12 protein-coding genes are annotated in these 20,349 nt (G+C 45.9%); 7 read left to right on the top strand and 5 right to left on the bottom strand.

Features of this window, described 5'->3' with window-relative positions:
• The first annotated feature begins 75 nt into the window (after positions 1–75).
• The 5 genes from QZW47_RS22755 (at position 76) to QZW47_RS22735 (ending at position 9,560) form a co-directional block, all read left to right on the top strand.
• The gene (locus QZW47_RS22755; RefSeq protein WP_293131874.1) at positions 76–5,517 is read left to right on the top strand and encodes a DUF4347 domain-containing protein; all 5,442 of its coding nucleotides are present in this window, start codon (positions 76–78) and stop codon (positions 5,515–5,517) included.
• Positions 5,518–6,443: 926 nt separating this feature from the next.
• Positions 6,444–7,541: a phosphotransacetylase family protein gene (locus QZW47_RS22750; RefSeq protein WP_293131872.1), complete on the top strand. Its 1,098-nt coding sequence runs from the start codon at positions 6,444–6,446 to the stop codon at positions 7,539–7,541.
• A 315-nt stretch (positions 7,542–7,856) separates the two neighbouring features.
• Positions 7,857–8,360 (top strand): DNA recombination-mediator protein A, encoded by a 504-nt coding sequence (locus tag QZW47_RS22745; RefSeq protein WP_293131869.1) that lies wholly within the window; start codon positions 7,857–7,859, stop codon positions 8,358–8,360.
• 15 nt (positions 8,361–8,375) lie between these two features.
• Entirely contained in the window at positions 8,376–8,792 is a 417-nt protein-coding gene (locus tag QZW47_RS22740) for an MAPEG family protein (RefSeq protein WP_293131937.1), read from the top strand.
• Between the two features lie 276 nt (positions 8,793–9,068).
• Complete coding sequence (locus tag QZW47_RS22735; protein WP_293131856.1) at positions 9,069–9,560, top strand: YajQ family cyclic di-GMP-binding protein; 492 nt, start codon at positions 9,069–9,071, stop codon at positions 9,558–9,560.
• Here QZW47_RS22735 and QZW47_RS22730 read toward each other — a convergent pair.
• Positions 9,544–9,804 carry a hypothetical protein gene (locus QZW47_RS22730; RefSeq protein WP_293131853.1) on the bottom strand — a complete coding sequence of 87 codons (261 nt, stop codon included), beginning with the start codon at positions 9,802–9,804 and terminating at the stop codon, positions 9,544–9,546. The two genes, QZW47_RS22735 and QZW47_RS22730, sit on opposite strands and share 17 nt — an antisense overlap.
• A gap of 770 nt (positions 9,805–10,574) precedes the next feature.
• Here QZW47_RS22730 and QZW47_RS22725 point away from each other — a divergent pair.
• Together QZW47_RS22725 and QZW47_RS22720 are read left to right on the top strand one after the other, a co-directional pair.
• The gene (locus tag QZW47_RS22725; RefSeq protein WP_293131850.1) at positions 10,575–13,346 is read left to right on the top strand and encodes an ATP-binding protein; all 2,772 of its coding nucleotides are present in this window, start codon (positions 10,575–10,577) and stop codon (positions 13,344–13,346) included.
• A complete protein-coding gene (locus tag QZW47_RS22720; protein ID WP_293131847.1) occupies positions 13,336–15,054 on the top strand; it encodes a response regulator in 1,719 nt (572 codons plus the stop codon). Before QZW47_RS22725 ends, QZW47_RS22720 begins: the two co-directional genes overlap by 11 nt.
• A gap of 583 nt (positions 15,055–15,637) precedes the next feature.
• Here QZW47_RS22720 and QZW47_RS22715 read toward each other — a convergent pair.
• The 4 genes from QZW47_RS22715 to trpS form a co-directional block, all read right to left on the bottom strand.
• Positions 15,638–17,269 carry a mucoidy inhibitor MuiA family protein gene (locus QZW47_RS22715; RefSeq protein WP_293131844.1) on the bottom strand — a complete coding sequence of 544 codons (1,632 nt, stop codon included), beginning with the start codon at positions 17,267–17,269 and terminating at the stop codon, positions 15,638–15,640.
• Positions 17,262–17,858 (bottom strand): Uma2 family endonuclease, encoded by a 597-nt coding sequence (locus tag QZW47_RS22710; protein WP_293131841.1) that lies wholly within the window; start codon positions 17,856–17,858, stop codon positions 17,262–17,264. Before QZW47_RS22710 ends, QZW47_RS22715 begins: the two co-directional genes overlap by 8 nt.
• Before the next feature lie 41 nt (positions 17,859–17,899).
• A complete protein-coding gene (locus QZW47_RS22705; RefSeq protein ID WP_293131838.1) occupies positions 17,900–18,790 on the bottom strand; it encodes a methylenetetrahydrofolate reductase in 891 nt (296 codons plus the stop codon).
• Positions 18,791–19,115: 325 nt separating this feature from the next.
• A complete protein-coding gene (gene trpS, locus QZW47_RS22700; protein WP_293131835.1) occupies positions 19,116–20,126 on the bottom strand; it encodes a tryptophan--tRNA ligase in 1,011 nt (336 codons plus the stop codon).
• Positions 20,127–20,349 lie beyond the last annotated feature (223 nt).

Genomic DNA, 20,349 nt, shown 5'->3' with positions numbered 1-20,349 from the left:
GATAGCCGATTCAAGACTAGATATCAGGTATAGCAGCTACACACCAACATCTACGAATTTTGCAAGAGGTATATTATGACTCAGCTAACCAGGGAACTCTCTACAAATTGTTTAATTAGCGATCGCTCCACAAAAATTACCATTCGACGCGCTACAACAACCGCAGCAAGTAGTACAAAAATTGCCAATTTTCAGCAGGCTGCAAGCACATTACCAAAAGCAATTTCAGAGATTGTATTTATTGACGCGGCCGTTGCAGATTATCAAAGCTTAGTTGCCGGAGTCAAACCCGGAATTGCAACAGTTATCCTCGACTCGAAGCAAGACGGTGTTGCCCTGATTAGCGAGTATCTGACGAATTGTCAGGATGTATCTGCACTGCACGTCATCTGCCACGGCAGCCCAGGCAGCTTGCAATTAGGGACAGCTCAATTAAGTTTAGAGACACTGGATGCTTGCGCCAGCCAACTGCAAAAATGGGCCGCATCGCTGAGCGCAAAAGCAGAGATTCTGCTCTACGGTTGCAGTGTTGCAGCAGGCGATCGCGGTCAAGCATTCATTCAGCAAATCAGCAGCCTGACCAAAGCAAAAATCGCAGCTTCTACAACCCTGACAGGGAGTGCAGATTTAGGAGGAGATTGGCAGCTTCAGGCTACCACAGGCGAAATAGAAATAGATGCGCCAATTCATCCTGAAACTCTGAAAAATTATGCATTTACCTTAGTCAACCTGAATACATCATTTGGAGATGGAGGCGTAGTCATCGGGGTAGATGGTTATGGGTCTTTCGGGTCTGCTGTTAACGGCAGCGGAACCACTGATGCGTTTTATGACCCGATCGGTACAACCGTATCTGTCCAGCCGTCTAAAACCACCTATCAGTCTGGAGTGGCAATCCGATTTGGCGGTACGACCCGGACTTTTTTGACTACAGGCTCGATAGCTAGTTCCAGCGCACAGCCCAATCCAGGTTTTACGAGTTTAAGCCCAACCAGCGTTCAAAGCAAATTCACTTTCAACGGTCTTGACTTTGAACTGATTCAGAGCGTCACAGACCTGATCGTTGATGGGGGAAGGAAAGGTAGCCTTTTAACTCAAGCTTATAGAATTACGAACCCCGGCCCTGCAACCACTGGCTTCGAGTTAATCCGTTACGTGGACGGCGACTTGCAATTTGATGGCGCTATTCAAGACACTGGCGGCCGTATTGTTTCAGGAGGAGGGGCACAAGAAATTCTCTTCGAGACTGACAGCGGCAATAATCCTGCAAACTCAACCACCTTTCTGGGAATTACGGCTCTAGGGGGAACCACTGCGTCGCCGGGCCGCTACGAAATTAACAGCTTCCCCGGATTGGGCAGCAGGATTGTCTCGGGCAATACATTAGGTGACATAATCTTCGGCGATAATGATGCCAATCAATTCATCGACGCAGCCCCTTACGACGTGACTTTGGGTCTGCGAAATACATTTTCTCTTGCGCCCGGTCAGTCTACTAACTACGCAACTACTACCATCTTTGGGACGCTAGCTCCCAATCAAATCAATCTCCCCATCCTCAGCATCACCTCACTGGGGAATCCCGCCGAAGCAGGTTCGGTTCCCGGCACTTTTAGAATCACCCGCACCAATAACACCACCGGAGATGTCGTCGTCAATTTGAATGTAGCGGGGTCTGCCACCTTCAGCACCGACTATAGTGTGACAGGCGCTAACTCCTTCACGACAAGTACCGGCATAGTTACGATACCCGCTGGGGTTGCAAGCGTAGATTTGACAATGACTCCCGTCGATGACAACGTATTTGACCCAAGTGAAACTGTCCAACTCACCCTCAACCCCGGTACTGGCTACTTCCTCGGTTCCCCCGACAGGGCTGTGCTGACGATCGCCGACAATGATACCAGAGGCATTGTTGTCACCTCAGTCCCTCCCAATACTCCTCTAGCAGAAGGCGGCAGCCCCAAAACTTATAAAGTAGCCCTCAGAAGCCGACCCACCGAACTGGTAATCTTTACTCTTAACCCAGACGAACAGACAGACTTGGGAGCCGGTGCTAACAACCCAGTCAGCTTCTACTTCACTCCCAGCAACTGGAACGTCCTTCAAACTATCACTGTCAAGGCAGTAGACGATGCCATAGCTCAAGGCACTCACAGCAGCACCATTACTGGCAGCGTCAACAGTGCCGATCCAAACTACGACGGCGCTGTACCCGTCACCTTGGACGGCACTGCTTTTGCGAGTCTGACTTTGCCAATTACCGACAACGATACGCCACAGGTAAAAATTACCCAGACAGGTGGCGTCAGCAAAATCAGCGAAGACGGAGGGACGGATACCTATACAGCGGTGTTAAGCACCCAGCCCGCAGGCGATGTTACTGTCACCGCCTCTCCAGGCACCCAAAGCGACGTGGGGGCTGGCGGCGGAAACCCGATCGCTCTGAAATTTACTCCCGCTAACTGGAACGTGCCTCAAGTGGTGACTGTGCAAGCCGTGGACGATGCTGTGGCTCAAGGCACGCACTCCAGTACGATCGCCCACAAAGTCGCCAGTACAGACGCGAAATACAACCTGATTGCTACTCCCTCCGTCACTGCCCAAATTACCGACAACGATACCGCCGGAGTCACAATTAACCCTGCCGAAACCACTGCTACTGAAGGCGGCGCCACAGGCAATTACAAAGTAACCCTCAATAGCAAACCGACGGCGCCAGTTAAGATCAACTTCAATACGGGCATTCAAATCGACTCGATTTCCACATTTACTTTCACCTCCGCCAACTGGGACGTACCGCAAACAGTCACGGTGAAAGCTACGGACGACACTGTTGTGGAAGGGCTGCACACAAGCACGATTAACCACAGCATCGCTAACGGCAGCGCTGTGGAATATAAATCTGTCGCGATCACGCCGGTCACAGTCATCATCACCGATAATGATGTCGCTAGTCCGAGTACGCCCAGCGTGACGATCGCACCTGCGAACACCACTGCTACTGAAGGCGGCGCCACAGGCAATTACACAGTAACGCTCAACACTAAACCAACTGCTAACGTTACGGTCAACTTTGCCGCGGGCAGTCAAATCAATGCGATCGCGCCGATCGTTTTCACTCCGGTTAACTGGAATGTGGCGCAAACAGTAACGGTGACAGCCACGGACGATACTGTGGTTGAAGGTAGCCACAGCGGTACAATTCTCCACAGCGTCGCAGCAGGCAGCGCGGCGGAATATTTGCCAGTGGCGATCGCACCAGTCACCGTCAGCATCACCGACAACGATACAGCCACTAATGCTGCTGGCGTGACAGTTACCCAAACAGGGGGTAATACCATTGTCGTTGAAGGCGGCGCCACCGACACCTATCAAGTAGCGCTCAACAGCCAGCCCAAAAATGATGTTAAAGTTAGCTTCGCCACAGACAGTCAAATAGAAGCGATCGCCTCTTTCACCTTTACCAGCGCTAACTGGAACCTGCCGCAAACCGCCACTGTCAAAGCCGTGGACGACTCCGCAGTCGAAGGAACGCACCTGAGCACGATCGCATCCAGCGCTAGCAGTACCGATCTGGCTTACAACAATATCGGCATCCCCAAAGTCGATGTCTTGATTCTCGATAACGACAGTCCCGGCATCGCCGTTATTCCGACGAGTACAAATGCTGCTGAAGGTGGTGCCAATGGCAGCTACAGCGTTGTCCTCACCAAAGCGCCAACTGCTAAAGTTACCGTCAACTTCGCTGCGGGCAGTCAAATAGATGCGATCGCACCCATCACTTTTACCCCCGCTAACTGGAATGCAGCGCAAACTGTCACCGTCAAAGCTACCGACGACACTGTTGTTGAAGGAACTCACACGGGATTGATTTTTTCCAGCGTCGCCCCCGGCAGCGCTGGCGAATACTTGCCAGTGGCGATCGCACCCGTTACCGTCACCATCGCCGACAACGACATCGCCCCGACGCCGACACCGACGCCGACACCTGCACCAGTCATCAACTTTTCGCCCACAATTATCGTTTCGACGCCGACACCTGCGCCGACACCTGCACCAGTCATCAACTTTTCGCCGACAATTATTGTTTCGACGCCGACACCAGGGCCGACACCTGCACCAATCATCAACTTTTCGCCGACACCAGGGCCGACACCAGGGCCGACACCTGCACCAATTATCAATTTTTCGCCGACACCAGGGCCGACACCGGCACCAATTATCAACTTTTCGCCGACACTTGAGCCGATATTAGGGCAGACACCAGCACCAACTCCGACACCAACTCCAACTCCAACTCCGACACCGACACCAACTCCGACACCGACACCAACTCCGACACCGACACCAACTCCGACACCGACACCAACTCCGCAGCAACCTGACGATTCAGATGGCATTTGCGCGCAAATTACCTTACCGGCAATCAGTCCTCTTCAAGGTTTCAATCCTGTTGATAACAACCTGGTGGGCAGCGCTACCGGCGACATCCTCACTGGCGCCAGCGGCCGCGACGGCATCAACGGGTTGGGCGGAGACGATGTACTTGTCGGTGCGGCGGGGAACGACAACCTATTTGGCGGATTGATCAGCAACACTCCCGTCGGGCCTTCTGTCGATCGCGACTTGCTGTTTGGCGGCCCGGGCGACGACTACCTCAACGGTCAAGCTGGCTACGACACCATCTTTGGGGGTCAGGGTAACGACGCTGCTTTCGGTGGCAAAGATGACGACCTGATCTGGGGCGGACGCGGCTCTGATACTATTGTGGGCGAAGAAGGAAATGACAGCCTCTACGGCGGTACTAACAGCGAATCCGATCGCGATCGTGGCGGCAGCGACTTGTTATTCGGTGGCAAGGGCAATGACAACCTCAGCGGTCAGGATGCATCTGATACGCTTTCTGGCGGTGAGGGCAACGATACTGCCCGCGGCGGCAAGGGCAACGATGTCATTTTAGGCGACTCGGGCAACGACTTGCTGTTGGGCGACCAAGGCAATGACTCTCTCTGCGGTGGCGATGGCGATGACACGGTGTATGGGGATATTGGCAGCCCCTTGCCTGTTGGTGTTGCTGGCGGTCAAGACCAAGTGTGCGGCGGTGCGGGCAATGACCTGTTGTTCGGTAATGAAGGCAGCGATACGATCGACGGCGATGCTGGCAACGATACGATTTTGGGCGGTAAAGACAATGACTGCTTGCGAGGCGGTGCTGGGGATGACGTGTTGATTGGTGGTGAGGGCGCCGATATTTTAATCGGCGGCAGCGGACGCGATTTATTTGTCTTGACATCCGGTCAAGGAAGTGATACTATTTCTGACTTCAGGAAAGGGGAAGATTTGCTGAGTTTAGCCGGCGGTTTGACTTTTGCTCAACTGAGCATTAGCCAAGGCAATGGCGCAACCTCAATCACAATTGCTAACTCTGGCGAACTGTTGGCGGTTTTGAATGGGGTGTCAGCAAGTGCGATCGCGCCGTCAGATTTCGTTCAACTTTTGCGGCTCGGTAGTTGAGATCAAAAGTCTGTAGGTTGAGTTAACTCAACTCAATCTAGTGTGCTTCAAGAGCGATCGGGCTGGCATCGCCATCAGCCGCAACAACGGCCCCCATCCCAATCCCACAGATTATTTATAGCCGAGTCTCAAAAAGGTGAGGTTTAGGCTGAGATTTGAGATTTGAGATTTGAGATTTGAGATTGGGGGATTAAAGGATTAAGGGATCGAGCAGGTCAATACTTCATCTTTAGCGAGAACTGATATATCTGTCCGACTGCAAAAGTTCACTGAAAAGGAGAGCGATCGCACTCATAATTAATCATCACAATCCTCCAGATGGATTGTTAACTGTTACGGAAATAAATCAAGACTCATAGCGTGTTTTCTATGTCGAAATTAGTATTTTGCTCAATATAAAACTGCGGAAAAATTCGGGAAAACACAGAAATAAATATCTAAATCCGCACTTCTGCCAGAAAGGTTCGTAGTGCGTCCTGGCGTCCGTTCTCCGGCTGCGGACTAAAGTGGGCAGGGCTATTTCATTCTCGAAAAAACGAGGGTTTTGTAGGGGTAGTGCCCCCGTGCCTACCCCCCCCCACCGAAGAGTTATCATTCATTTCGGGCATCGGGGCTCTTCAGGGGGGGATTGCCCCTACAAAGAATGAAATAGCCCTGAAAGTGGGCACGTGCGAACTGTGTTTGTTAGGGTAATCGATAGGAGATGATATCACTAACTTAATACGGCTCTAAAATATTGTTTCAAACAGATAAAAAAAACTAAAAAAAATCAACTAAAATACTCGCAAACCGAAGGATAAAAAGAGAAATCAAAAAACAGATGCGCGCAAAAGTGACAAAATCGAGTATAATCATATTGCGAAATAGAATCGCACTGCTGAAATACTGTTGAATAAACTAAATTTATTTAAATAGACAGGTGCAAATTGAGGAGTAAAGGCGTACCCAAATTGACTAAATATTTACTGATCGGTTCCACAAAAGCTTACAGCGGCAAGTCCGCGATCGCCCTGGGGATGGCCCTCGCACTCCGGGCACAAGGACTCGCCGTCGCCTACGGCAAACCTCTGGGAACTTGTTTCAGCTCCGAGGGAGCTGGAGGCGAGGAGGAAGACGTGCGGTTTGCGGTAGAGACGCTGAAACTCTCAGAAAGTCAGATACCGTCAACTCTGCTGTATTTGGACGAAAAAACGGTTCACAAACGTTTGCGGGGAGAAGACAAGACAGATTACCGCCACTCTCTAACGCAATATTTGCAAGATCCCAGCGGAGACTTGGTGCTGTTAGAAGGCCCCGCTAATTTGGAGGAAGGCAGTCTGTTTGACTTGTCTTTGCCTCAAGTGGCTGAGGCAGTTGATGCTTCTGTGCTGCTGGTAGTGCGCCCGATCGATCTTTATGTAGACGATTTGCTGTCGGCGAAGCAGCGTTTGGGTGCGCGCTTGGCTGGCGTGGTGCTCAACGACGTTCCCTCCGACAAACTCGAATCCGTAACGGCGACTGTGCGGCCTTTTCTGGAGGCACAGGGTATTCCAGTTTTGGGAATGCTGCCGAGAAGCGCTTTGCTGCGTAGTGTCAGCGTCAAAGAATTGGTGCACCAGTTGAAAGCTGACGTGCTCTGCCGTGGAGACCGTTTGGACTTGATGGTGGAAACCTTGACAATTGGTGCGATGAATGTTAGCTCTGCGATGAAGTATTTCCGCAAAGCTAGAAATATGGCGGTGGTGACGGGGGGCGATCGCACGGACATTCAGCTAGCGGCTCTGGAAAGCTCGACTCAGTGCTTAATTCTCACCGGGCACTTGCCTCCTTCTCCCCTCGTGATCGGCAGGGCAGAAGAAATGGAAATTCCTGTTTTGTCTGTGGATTTGGATACCTTAACCACAGTGGAAATTATCGACAGCACCTTTGGCAGCGTGCGCCTGCACGAACCGATCAAGGTGGAATGCGTTAGTCAGCTAATGGCAGAACACTTTGACCTTAAGGCCATGATGGCATCCTTGGGTTTGGGCGATCGAGTCCATTAGTATGTCGGGCCCGATCGCAGGGTATGAGGCAGCCGGATTTCAGGGAAAAACTTATGCGGCAGAGGGAAGAAAGCAGAAAAAGTTTTTAGTTTGAAAAATAAAAACAAAAATTCTTAAATTATAAATTTTTCTTGAATTCTACCTCGCTCTCTGGCTGCCCAATGCCTTCGGACATTCTGCCGAATCGCGGCCTAAAATGTCCCCGTCTTCTAGTGCGATCGACTTTAATCAGCAATTCTTAACTTCTTTTTGGTGGCAATTGCTAGTGAGTCTGCTAGAATCCACAACGTAGTTTTATTTAATTTAATAAATTCTTTGAGTCAATCAATTGAGCTACCCAGAGTTGATGATTTTTTACAAGAACTTGCGGCGATCCAGCAAACAAGCTCCAAGCGGGTTGCTCTCTTGGGTTCTCGCCACGTTCCTATTACCCACCAGCAGCTAATTGAGATGCTGAGCTACGCCTTAGTTCTGGGAGGCAACCAGCTCATCACATCGGGGGCTACAGGCACCAATTCAGCCGCAATTCGGGGAGCAATGCGAGCAGATCCTAATCTGCTGACGGTGATTTTGCCCCAAAGCATGAGCCGCCAGCCTCGGGAGTCCCGCGAGCAGCTCGAACAAGTCATACATTTGGTAGAAAATCCCAAAAATGATAGCTTGTCTCTCCCGGAAGCAAGCGCCATGTGCAATCAAGAGATTATTTCTCGCTGCCAGCAACTGATCTGTTTTGCTTTTCACGAAAGCCACACATTGCTGAAAACTTGCCAGGATGCGGAGGAACAGCGCAAAGTGGTGACTCTGTTCTATTTTGATTGAAATGTGAGGCTGATGATGCTGTTGGGATTGCCTGTGTCGGTTATTCTGCTTGATTCTGTTGCTGCTGCTGCTGCGCTGGTTTATGCACCGTTTTTGGTGGTTGCCCTCGCCCGCTTGCAGTTAGGCTACGACCAAGCAGCACCTCGCGCTATGTTTGACAGGTTGCCTGCTTACGCTCAGCGGGCAACTTGGGCTCACCAAAATTCGTTTGAGACGTTTATGCTGTTCTCAGCGGCGGCTTTGATGGCTTTTGTGACGGGGGTTGATTCGGAGGCGGCGGGCTGGGCTGCGATTGCTTTTCCTCTAGCCCGGTTGTTGTTTTCGGTTTTCTATATTCTGAATGTGCCTCTGGGGCGATCGCTCATGTTTGCGATTAGTTCTTCTTGCACTGTCTCTTTATTCTATTTCAGTTTGATGGCTGTCAAGGGATAATTGTCAGTAGTCATTAGTCATTAGTCAGTAGTCATTAGTCATGAGTCATTAGTCATTAGTTAAGAGACGCTTAATTAATGACTGATGACAACAATTCTAAATATCCAGTTATATCATGTCCAATCGAATGCTCTCAATAAAAAAGGTTTGTAGTGAGGACTTCAGTCCTATCATTATGCGGACTAAAGTCCTCACTACGAACCTTTTTTATAATGGTAATTGACGGGACATGATATTACCAATTTACCAATTTACCAATTTACCAATTACTAATTTATGGCTGCTAATTATTCATTTGATATTGTCAGCGAGTTCGATCGGCAAGAATTAGTTAATGCTGTTGACCAAACAGTGCGGGAAATTCAAAGCCGCTACGACTTAAAAGATACCAAAACTACGGTGGAATTGGGCGCAGAATCAATCACTGTCAATACCGACAGCGAATTTACTATGGATGCGATTCACACTGTTTTGCAAACAAAAGCCGCTAAGCGGAATTTATCTTTGAAAATTTTTGATTACGGCAAAATTGAACCAGCGAGTGGCAGTCGCGTCCGTCAAGAAATTAAACTAAAAAAAGGACTCACTCAGGAAATCGCCAAACAGATTACTAAGTTAATCCGCGATGAGTTTAAAAAGATTCAAGGTTCAATTCAAGGCGATGCTGTGCGGGTTTCTGCTAAAGATAAAGATGATTTGCAGTTGGTGATTCAACGCTTGAAACAAGAAGATTATCCCGTGGCTTTGCAGTTTACCAATTACAGGTAGCTTTGTGAAAGCTCGGTATTGGATTCCCAGTTGTGCGATCGCCTCTGAGAGTGCGATCGGTTGACAGTGCGCCGGAAAGTTCGCAGCCTGATAGCGGACTTTCCGGCGCGCTACAAGCCGTTTTTGTGATGGTAATCCATCGGAGATGATATGAGAGTGCGATCGAAATTTCGTCGCACTTGCTGGGATTGCGCCACCCTACAAGGCTGCAAGCTGATGCGGATGTTGCGCTAGATATTTGCACCCAATCAAGTTGTATAGCATTTCTCGGGTTTCTGGAGAAGTTGAGATTTTAGATATCGGGGCGATCGCCCCGAAGTATGGAACTATTATTTTAGATTGCGGTATTTAGGAATGGTTAATTAATTGGTGAATACCTAAATCCCTTGGGAAACGCCGTATCAGGATATTTTTGCCTGTATCAAACCCGGTTTCTGGCTCTATAACTATATTTTAGGTTGTTTTAGGTGCATATATTTAGCGGCCGAAAGATAGCGGTGAAAAACAGCCAATGACGAATCGGTAATTTTAGCAGTATATTGGTTAGTCAGATGGTGAAAGGCGGGGGCGTCTGTTTGATATTGTTCGCAGCAGCTACCACCACCAGAAACAAATGACAATGGTTTGAGGGTTTACCTACTTTTTCCTTAAAGAAACCAAATCGTCAATCCACCATCGCCGATCGAAATCCCACCGGAAAATCACATCACGCGAAGATCGACCCGCCATCGCCGATAATTAGCGCGATCGCCCAAAAATCCCAAAAATCGCACAAATCTGTGTCAGATTAGTGTTGATTGTCCCGTTTGTACTGCAAATAGTCGGGCGAGTGGGGCTGGTGGGTTATTTTGGCGATCGCAGCCGTCAGCCTTCTGTTGAAAAAACTCGCAGTATCCGCTCAATCAATGACCGTGTTTGGAAAGATTTTGCGATATTTGAGGCTTGTCGATGAGCGATTTACCCCTATTAATTGAGCCGATACACATTTGATTGAAACAATAAGGTTGTAATCCCATGAAATATTCTCATTTCAACAATTTATTCTCTAAGTTATTGGGAAAAATACCCCTAAGAATTATTTTTACTGTTCCCTTTTTGATTGAAATTTTTATCATAGTAGGATTAGTGGGGTTTCTGTCTTATAAAAATGGCAAAGAAGCAGTCAATGAAATTGCTTCTCAATTGCGCGAAAAAATTACATTAGAAATAGAACAATATATTGAAAACCAGTTATCTTCTTTGGTTCTGATTCATAAACTTAATACTGATGCTATTGAACGGGGCGAGCTAAGTCTCGATTTACACAATCAAGATCCTAAAAATTATCATTATTTGTGGCAAACGATCAGAAATTTCGATCGAGTGAGTAGGATCAGTTTTGCCTATCAACATAACAATCAATATTTAGAGGTTTGGAGAAAGCCTGAAAATGGAGAATTAAGATTTGTTGTATCGAATGCTTCTACTAATTATCTTACCTCTGAATATGCCATTAGTCCCCAAGGTAAGCCTACCAAAGTCATGAAAAAATTTACTAAATATTACGATCCCAGGCAGCGTCCTTGGTATATTGGAGCAGTCAAAGCAGGTAAACTAAATTGGCAGCCAATTTATTCAGGAATTGACTACAATAGTTTTTTCCTAGAGCTTTGTCAGCCTATTTACGATCGAAACAGGAAACTTTTAGGTGTTATGTCTGCTACTTATGAATTAGATAAGGTTCAAGCTTTTCTTGTCAAACATAAGATTGGCAAGAATGGAAAAACCTTTATTTTCGATCGAGAAGGGTTATTAGTAGCGACTTCTCAAGATGAAAGCAGTCTCAATCAGAGTAAAGATTTCAAAAAAACCAAACGACCCTCTATCGATCGCAGTAGCGATCCTCTCATTCAAGCTACAGGTAAGTATTTAAAAAAATATTTTGTTAATTTTGATCGAGTTGAGCGAAGCTATCAACTTGAATTTAACTATAATGACGACCTACAATTTTTACAAATTTCTCCCTATCAAGATGAATTAGGGATAGATTGGTTGATTGTGACTGTTGTGCCAGAATCAGACTTTCTCGAACATATTTATGCGAATACTCGGCAGACAATTCTCTTATGTTTGGTCGCTTTAACATTAGTAATAATCATTGGTATTTTAACTGCAACTTCCGTGACAAAACCAATTTTAAAACTGAATAGTGCTGCTAAAAATATTGCTGAAGGCAAATTATATCAAACTGTGGATATCGAGCCAACTTACGAATTAGGAGAACTGGCTGCTTCATTTAATAGGATGGCTCATCAATTACAAGACTTGTTTGAAACTTTAGAAGAGAAAGTTCAACAAAGAACAGAAGAATTGGCGATCGCCAAAGAAAAAGCCGAAGTAGCAAATCAAGCTAAAAGTACCTTTATTGCCAACATGAGCCACGAATTGCGATCGCCCCTCAATGCGATTCTGGGCTTTTCGCAATTAATGTTAAGAACCAAGGCTCTCCCCACCGAACAATACGAGAATGCTGGCATCATCTATCGCAGCGGTGATTACCTATTGACGCTGATTAATAATATTCTTGATTTATCAAAAATTGAAGCTAGCAAAGTCACCGTCATTCCTCAGGTATTCGACCTATATCGCTTCCTGGATGAGTTAGAAGATATGCTACATTTACAAGCAACTAATGCCGGATTAAAATTAATATTTGAGCGAAGTGAATCATTACCTCGTAATATTTGCACCGATCAAATCAAACTCCGTCAGATATTACTTAATTTACTGACTAATTCGATTAAGTTTACCCCAAAAGGATTGATTTGTTTGAGTGTTTGGAAAGGCAATGAAACAATAGAAGATGTTTTTACTCTGCATTTCCACATTCGCGATACTGGGGTAGGGATTGCAGCCGCTGAATTGCCAAAACTTTTTAATGCCTTTAGTCAAGCCCAAGCTGGAAAAGAAATGCAGGAAGGTACAGGCTTAGGTTTAGCCATCAGTCGGAAATTTGTACAATTGATGGGGGGAGATATTTCCGTAGAAAGCGAATTAGGAAAAGGTACAACTTTCTCCTTCTATATTCAGGTAAAATTGGCTCAACAAATCAACAGCAAGATTGCAGGAGAACATCATTCCATAGTGCTCGGACTTGCGCCAGGTCAACCTATATATAAAATTCTCACAGTCGATGATAAATCTATTAATCGACAATTACTAATTAAGCTGTTGAGTCCCTTGGGATTTGAGATGAAAGAAGCTAGTAACGGACAAGAGGCGATCGCCCTTTGGGATGAATGGGAACCGCACCTGATTTGGATGGATCTGAGGATGCCTGTGATGGACGGCTACGAAGCGACAAAATACATCAAATCCACCACCAAAGGCAATGCTACGGCTATAATTGCGTTAACGGCGAGCGTGTTGGAAGAAGAAAAGGCGATCGTGCTTTCGGCTGGATGTGATGACTTTGTTCGCAAACCCTTCGTTGAACGCAATATTTTTGATACCCTGACCAAGCATTTAGGAGTAAAATATATCTATGCAGAAATAATATCTCATGTCTTGGATGATACAGAGAAACGCACCTTGACATCGGAAGATTTAGCCTGTATGAATCAAGCATGGATTAGTCAACTATACGAAGCTGCACAGGAGGCTAATAGTAACCTAGTATTGCAACTGGTAGAAGAAATACCTAAGACAGAAACTGTTTTGATAAAATCCCTGAAAAAACTTGCCCGTCAATTTGAATTTGAACAGATTCTTGATGTAGTCGAGCCGCTGATAACCAATGAGTATTAATAGTGAAATAAAAAATAAGGGTAATATTCTAATTGTAGACGATATGCTAGAAAATCTACAATTACTAAGCGATGCGCTCCTCCAAATTGGCTACACTGTTCGCAGCGTCACCAGCGGGCGGATGGCACTGAAAACGGTGAAGGTAAAGCGGCCAGACGTGATACTTTTAGATGTGAAAATGCCCGAAATGGATGGTTATCAAGTCTGTAGAACTCTCAAAGGCGATGCAAATTTCCGCCAGATTCCAGTTATTTTCATTAGTGCTTTAGATGATGTCTTCGACAAAGTAACCGCCTTTGAGTCAGGAGCCATAGACTACATCACTAAACCATTTCACATCGAAGAAGTATTGGCGCGTCTGGAAAATCAGTTAACTATTCAACGCCAGCAACGGCTTCTGGAACAAGAAAATATTAAGCGCCGGGAAGCAGAAGAGGTACTTTATCAATCGAGGGCTTTACTTGCTAGTGTTTTGAATAGTTCCCTCGATGGTATTGCTGCAATGCAGGCTGTTCGTAACACCCAAACAGCGGAGATTGAGGATTTTCGGTGTTTAGTCGTCAACCCCGTGATTGCTAGAGCTTTTAAACACAGCCGTGAAGAAATGATTGGTAAATTGGGATTAAGAAAAATCGCGAATCATGTTAATCCAGAACTATTTAATCACTTCGTTAACATTGTAGAAACGGGGCAAACTTTAGAACAGGATTTTTACTATGAATTAGGAAATTTTTGCTGGTTTCACTTTGTAGCAGTCAAGCTAGGTGATGGTTTTTCGATTACAATCCGTGATATCACCGCCCGCAAACAAGCCGAATTTGAATTACAACTACAAGCTGAAAATTTAGAACTTACTCTGCGCGAACTAAAGCGTACCCAAGCCAAACTCATTCAGAGTGAGAAAATGTCTTCTATTGGGAATCTGGTTGCGGGGGTAGCCCATGAAATTAACAATCCACTGAATTTTATTCACGCAAATCTGATTCCGGCTAGGGAATATTTCCAAAATTTACTGGATTTGCTCAACCTCTATCAACAACACTTTCCCAATCCCCCAACAAAGCTTAAAGCAGAAATTGAGGCTATTAACCTAGATTTCCTGCAAGAAGACTTGCTCAAACTTCTGAATTCTATGCGGATAGGAACAGATAGAATTCGGGGAATAGTTCAGTCATTACGGAATTTTTCCCGTCACGATGAGGCCCAATTAAAACGAGTGGATATTCATCAGGGTATCGACAGTACGCTGATGCTGCTTCAAAATCGGCTGAAAGCCACAGCAGAACATCCTGCAATTATCGTGACTAAAGATTATGCTGAATTACCCAGAATTCAGTGTTATTCTGGTCAACTAAATCAGGTATTTATGAATATTTTAGAGAATGCTATTGATTCTATTTATAGTAAATGTATGGGCGGTCAAGGAGAAATAAAAATTCAAACTTTATTTGTGAGCAAAAATCAAATATCAATCAAAATTTCAGATAATGGTTTAGGAATTTCGGAAAAATCACAACCACAATTATTCGATCCATTTTTTACTACGAAACCCGTAGGAAAAGGTACTGGACTAGGACTCTTTGTCAGTCACCAAATTGTGGTAGATCGACATGGTGGAAATTTATATTGTAACTCAAAGTTAGGCAAAGGAGCAGAATTTGTCATTGAAATTCCAATAGCCAAAGAAATCTTCAGTAAGGATGCTTAAGCTAGCGCCTAAAACTAACACCAGTTTAAACAATTTTTGCTACAATTCTCAATCTTATAAAATTTATTTGTCCTGCACGTAATTTATACCATGTCCGGTTGATTACGACGACAAAAACGGTTCGTAGTGCGGACTTCAGTCCGTTCTCCCGGAGCGGACTGAAGTCCGCACTACGAACGAATTTTACTGGACTTCAGTCCGTAAAATGCTGCGGACTGAAGTCCGCACTACGAACGAATTTTACTGGACTTCAGTCCGTAAAATGCTGCGGACTGAAGTCCGCACTACGAAAGGTTCGTAGTGCGGACTTCAGTCCGTTCTCCCGGAGCGGACTGAAGTCCGCACTACGAACGAATTTTACTGGACTTCAGTCCGTAAAATGCTGCGGACTGAAGTCCGCACTACGAACGGTTTGTAGTGCGGACTTCAGTCCGTTCTCCCGGAGCGGACTGAAGTCCCCACTACGAACTAATTTTACTGTTGTTAATCCATTGGACACGATGTTATATCATTTTTAATAATTATTACTACAATATTGTTATAAGCTTTAGCCCCCGCTACAGCTTAAGAGTTTAAATCCTAATTAAATATCTAAACCGATGACAGTTAATTCGGGAGGATGTTCGACAACAAATTGGTAATGTAACTCTTGCTTGGCTTGCGGTGGCAGAGAGATTATCCATTCCAAGAGTCCCATTTCACCTGCTACTATCTTCGGGTTTGTCTGAGTCAAGCGCACTTTTATTTGCTCTTTGCGACTGACTGGAAGTTGCTCTTTTAGTGTCAATTTTGCAGGTACTTGCTGCAAGTTTGTCAGAATTAACCGATAGGCGTAGGTGGTGCGCCGCTGATTGCCGATCAGTTTTTTATCAACTTGTCTTTCCACTAATTCCCGCTCTATTTTTAATCCTTCATCTATTCCTAAATTCAGCTTAAATTCTTCGCCATGGGAAACATTTTTTAACTGCACATTGCCGACGAATGTGTTGTCGCGAAAGATATTTGCTTTACCGGGAAGCAGAGTTGCACCTGCCGTCGGATTGGTGACAATTGCTTGCAAATAAGCAAAGCTTACTAAACGCGGCACTGCGACATATTCAGGTTTATAGGGATAATTATCGCTGAAAATAGTGACTTTGTGGGGTGTGCCGTCGCTGGGAATATTGGTATTTCCTCCTACTTGAAATGAGACGGTGCTACCTTCTTTAGATAATGTTGCTGTCGCGGTTTGAGCTGCTATGGGTTCGGGTGCGGAATCGGCAGCACTATGAGGCATAGCCATCATTATATCTGGAACTTCTGCCTCACTGGCTCTCGATCGGCTCATCCTCTCCAATTCTGTGGTTTGAGCATAATTTCGGCTATAAGTATCGATAAACCAGGGTTGGAGTTTTGGTGGCAAAGTTCCCATTCCAGGTTTGGCTGTGGATAAAGTCAGCGCTACTCCCGTCCAATCTTCGCCTGTGTTTTGATTGACTTCGGCTAGGTAATTGAGATTGATTTGGTTGTTGGTAGTATTGACTCGCAAGTCGTAGAGAGGAGTCCAACGAGCTCCCATGACTACATAGGAAACTTCTAGTTCAAAATTGCCACTGCCGCTGGGTTCGATCGCGACAATGATGTTAAAACTTTGCTGGGAATAGGGAGTTTGTACTTGGTGCAACTGCTGGTACAATGCTTCTATTTGGTTGTCTAAGTCGCGCTGCTGTCTTTCGTGTTGCCCGATCGCACTTACGTGTTTTAGGTAATTGGTTCCTAAGAAGTTGAGCAATTCGCTGGTTTCGGTTAAACCTATCTGCTGTTTGGCGATGCTGCTGGAAAAAGAACCGACGCTTTTTTCGCTTAAACCTTGGAGAAATTGGAGTTGAATTTTTCTGGCAGTTATTCTATCGTTAATTGCGCGTTTTTGGGTTTCTAACTCTTGGATTTGTGCGGTTAATTCGGGGATGCGATCGCCCGTAGGTTCGCTGTGAAACACGGTTTCGGTGTGTACTCCCAGCAATCGCACGGCGACTGTACCTGCGCCCGTAGCCCTGACTGACTCGGTTTCGAGGGTTGTGGGGAGGGACGCAACGGTCAATTCGCGCTCGTTTCCTGTCAGGGCTACTGTGCCGCGGCGGGTAATTAGGGCGCGATCGGTGTACACGGTAACTTCGGAAATTTGCGATTCTACTATTTTGATATGATCGCGATCGAGTAAATTTGAATCAGTCATTGCTACTAATCCCTCTACGAAACTCTTTTAATGCTTCCAGAGGCGAAGTAAACAAAATGCAGCGCTTCAACAAAGATAAGTCTAACTCAGGCAGCAATTCGCTACTAGCAATTCGCTCGTAACCCTGCTCTTGTAGGCGGTAAAGTTGTAGCGTTCCGTCTTCCCAAAACCAAACTTCCGGCACACCCATCAACCGATATTTCTGAAGTTTAATCGGACTGCCGCTAGTAATAACTACCTCAATACATAAATCAGGAACATCCTTATCTGTCCCGAAACAATAAGACAAATCTGCCTGATACTCGACTTGATCCTCAACAATCTGGCTGTAAGCACCGCTGGGAAAAAACTCAATTTCCCTAACTTCAAAGTAGATCGCAAGCAATACGCCAATTATGGATTGAAACGCTTCATGAGGTTTACTAATGCCCACAATCTCTAACACTCCTTGACAATAAAATAACCGCACACCAGGCACATTTTCAAAGCTGGATTGAATTGCTTTAAACTGCTGCCAATTCAATCCGCGCCAAGTGAAATGCTGCTCGGCTGTGGGGGAAACTGTGGGATTGTCTATAGTTTGAACCATGACTGTCCTGTTTATTTCAAAATGCTAGCAATAATTCAATTTTAGCTCAGCGGCTCAATTCCCGCCAAATCCAAAATTTGTGGAATCAAATCTTCTCGCTTGACGGCCATCATGTGCACTCCTTGACACAATTGCCGTGCTAGCTTGACTTGTTCGGCGGCAATTCTGATGCCTTCCTGCAAGGGTTCTGGCGATTTTGCTAAACGGTCGATCGTTTCTTGCGGTATGTGAACTCCCGGTACGTATTTTTTTATAAATTCAGCATTTTTAGCTGATTTAAACAAAAAGATTCCTGCTAAAATTGGTTTGTTGCAGCCAGCAGCAATTTGGTGCATAAACTTATCCAAACGGTCAAAATCTGTAATTAATTGGCTCTGAAAAAACTGAGCTCCAGCTTCTACTTTTTTCTCGAATCGGCTTTGCAAACCAGACCAACTGGGGCATTGCGGATCGACAGCAGCGCCGACAAATAAATCGGTAACTCCGTCTGTTAAAGCTTTGTCGTTCCAGTCAAAGCCGCCGTTCATTTTTTGAATGACTTGCAGCAGCCGCACTGATTCTAAGTCGAATACACTTTTGGCTTTGGGATGGTCGCCGGCTTTGACTGGATCGCCGGTGAGTGCCAAGATATTATGGATGCCTAAGGCGTGGGCTCCCATGAGATCGGCTTGCAGGCCTATTTGGTTGCGATCGCGACAAGCAACTTGACAAATCGGCTCAATTCCGCGCTGCAAGAGAATTGCGGAAACTGCTAGGGGACACATTCGCAGCACTGCGCGGCTTCCGTCTGTGATGTTAATGGCGTGCACTCTGTTTTTGAGGCGTTCAGCCATGGCGATCGTATGAGTCATATCGCCACCTTTTGGCGGTGCAACTTCGGCGGTAATTACAAATTCTCCAGGAGTGGTGCAAGCAGTGCGAAAACGGTTCATAGTTAGTTGACAGTTGACAGTTGATAGTTGGCAGTTGATAGTTGACAGTTGACAGTTGACAGTTGACAGTTAACAGTTAACAGTTAACAGTTAACTGTTGTCTTTATTTACCAATGACTAATGACTAATGACTGATGACTAATGACTAATGACTGATGACTAATGACTGATGACTAATGACCACCCTTCGGCTTCGCGAGCGGGCGAGATGACTAATGACCACCCTTCGGCTTCGCGAGCGGGCGAGATGACTAATGACTAATGACCAATGACCACCCTTCGGCTTCGCGAGCGGGCGAGATGACCAATGACCACTGACCACTGACTAATTAGGTATAGAATAACCAAAAGCGGTTTTAACCTTAGTCAGAGTTTGGTTGGCAATAGTTTCTGCTTGTTCTCTGCCGCGACGCAGTACAGATTCTAAATATCCCGGATCGTCCATTATTTCCTTGTATTTATCCTGAATAGGTTTGAGTGCATTAATTGTTGTCTCTGTCAATAATGGTTTGAAATCTCCCCAACCCATGTTTTCACATTCGGCTGCGACTTCTTCCTTCGATTTCCCGGAAAGTAAGAGATAAAGTGTTAGCAAATTTTTCGCTTCGGGGCGCTCCGGGTCGTCGAAAGTCAAGCCGCGCACGGCATCTGTTTTGCAGCGCTTGATTTTTTTCGTGATTGTTTCTGGGGAATCTAACAAATTAATTCGACTCTGTTCGGAAGGGTCGGATTTTGACATTTTGCGCGTGCCGTCTGTCAAACTCATGACTCTCGCACCGTCTGTTCTAATTAAGGGTTTGGGAAGTTTTAAAACAGGTTTTTCTGGTGTGCCGAATTGGTGATTTAATCTGATGACGATATCGCGGGTGAGTTCTAAATGCTGTTTTTGGTCTTCGCCTACTGGCACTTGATCGGCATCGTAAAGCAAGATGTCTGCTGCCATTAATACGGGATAGTTTAGCAAGCCTGCGTTGACATTTTCGCCTTGTTTAACTGCTTTTTCTTTAAACTGAATCATATCTTCGAGCCAGTTAATCGGCGTAATGCAGTTGAGCAACCATGCTAGTTCTGTGTGCGCCGAAACGTGGGATTGCACGAAAATAGTAGAGTATTCTAAATCGATGCCGCAAGCTAAATAAAGAGCGGCGATGGTGTAAGTGTCGGATGCAAGGGTTGCTGGATTGTGCGGTGCGGTAATTGCGTGCAAATCTACTACGCAAAAGTAATTTTCGTACTGACTTTGACCTTCTACCCAGTTGCGAATGGCACCGAGATAGTTACCGAGGTGAAGATTGCCTGTTGGCTGAACTCCTGAAAGAACGCGTTGTTTGCCCATGAGGAAGGAATAGAATTGAAGTCACATTTCTATATTGACACGTTATTTTAATTTAAGATACTTTTGGTTGAAATTTACATCTTGTACGGGGATCTGTGCGGACGCGGCAATGCCGTGTCCTTAGGAGCGCGAATTAAATAATTTACAGAAGTTTGTGGGGTGGGCGGGAGAGCCCGCCCTTTCGGGATGGGCGTCTCGCCCGTCCCACAAGAATAAAAGTGTA

The organism is Microcoleus sp. bin38.metabat.b11b12b14.051 (assembly GCF_013299165.1).
Classification (GTDB): Bacteria; Cyanobacteriota; Cyanobacteriia; order Cyanobacteriales; family Microcoleaceae; genus Microcoleus.
Note: the sequence above shows the minus strand (reverse complement) of the source record. Positions and strands in the feature narration are given on the sequence as shown.